Here is a 1,351-nt window from a genome sequence, read left to right as displayed (position 1 = left end):
TCTTCTTCAAATTATCAAATTTAAAACAGGAGATTTATATGGAAATATATATTGAAAGTAGAGGCTTTTATCAAGATGATGATTATCGTTGGCTAAAGGTTACTGAAGAGAGTAAAACTAGAATAGATAAACAAAATTTGCCTGCTATACTTCAGGAAGCAAATAAACTAATTGATAGTGAGTCTGCTTCAGTAGTTTTAAGTAGGAAAAATAATAACTTACTGTGTTTATTAACAGGTATCGAACCTACAGAGCGAGTTGATTTTGCCGACCGTCAAATTCGGATTTCCATAGCTTGGGTAATTTCAGATTATCCAGATAATGAAAGAACTTTACGAATGTTGGCTGCTGCTGCTTTAAATACAGAAGAAAGACAACATTTCACAGTAGAAATTAGTCAAGCTGTAAGTTTAGGAGGAGAGCTTGGTTTTCAAGTTGATTTTCAGCATCTACAAAAATTAACTAATACTGAACAAGCTAAAAAAATACTCCAAGATAAGTTGCCAAATACCACTAATAAAATTGCCGAAACTTCACCCCAACGTCAACAGGAATTAGCTGTGGAATTGAAAGAATATCGCTTGCCAACTCAACAGAGTTTAATTGTAGTTGTAACCGGAATAAAAAAAGAGCAAACTTTAATTGATGCTGATATTTGGCGTGGTTTATCTAGTTTAGTCTTATCTTCAGATTGGCAGATTGTTAACCGTACCTTGCCAGACAAAAATATTGCCAATAAATTATCAAAATACTTCAATAACTTGATGATTATTATTGGAGTTATTAGTGCAGTCTCTTTATTAGCTAAGACTTTACATTTTTTCTAACTTATATCATGTCCGGTAGCATCGGTATTGTAAGCGCGAAGGTAAGGAAGACCGAAGTTGGAAGAGGGAAAAGGAAGGAAGGCTATTGAGCAAGAAAAAAACTTAAATCTGTAGATATTCACCCTTGGGTTTATACAAACGATTGCCTTCGGATATGAGGACATGATATTAATAGTAGACTTCGACCTGAGTTTCTCTAACTTTAATCATTAGAGTTGTTGGGAAATAAAAATTCAAAAGCCTCAAAAGTTTACTATATAAGCTTTTGAGCATTTGAGGCTTTAAAAACACTATAAACTTTGACTAATAAGGGTTTTAGCCATTTTTTTAGCTTAATTCCCAACAACTCTATTATTTAAAAAAGTATAGCAATACGTTTTTTTTAGTTATACCATCTCTGCTTCATAAAACTGATATAAAACGTCACATAGCGTGATATTTTAATGTTTACTTCCTGCTTCTTGTGAGACCGTCGGCGGCTACTCATCCACAGGCATCAACGGTCAAGCCGACCGCATCCCTCA

1 protein-coding gene is annotated in these 1,351 nt (G+C 34.0%); it reads left to right on the top strand.

The window, feature by feature from the left end:
- Positions 1-827: hypothetical protein (locus tag F6K13_RS33470; protein ID WP_287289967.1), on the top strand; the 827-nt coding region annotated here is incomplete at its 5' end.
- Between the last annotated feature and the right edge of the window lie 524 nt (positions 828-1,351).

The organism is Okeania sp. SIO2B9 (genome assembly GCF_010672505.1).
GTDB classification, from domain to species: domain Bacteria; phylum Cyanobacteriota; class Cyanobacteriia; order Cyanobacteriales; family Microcoleaceae; genus Okeania; species Okeania hirsuta.
This window is presented reverse-complemented; position numbering and strand designations above follow the sequence as displayed.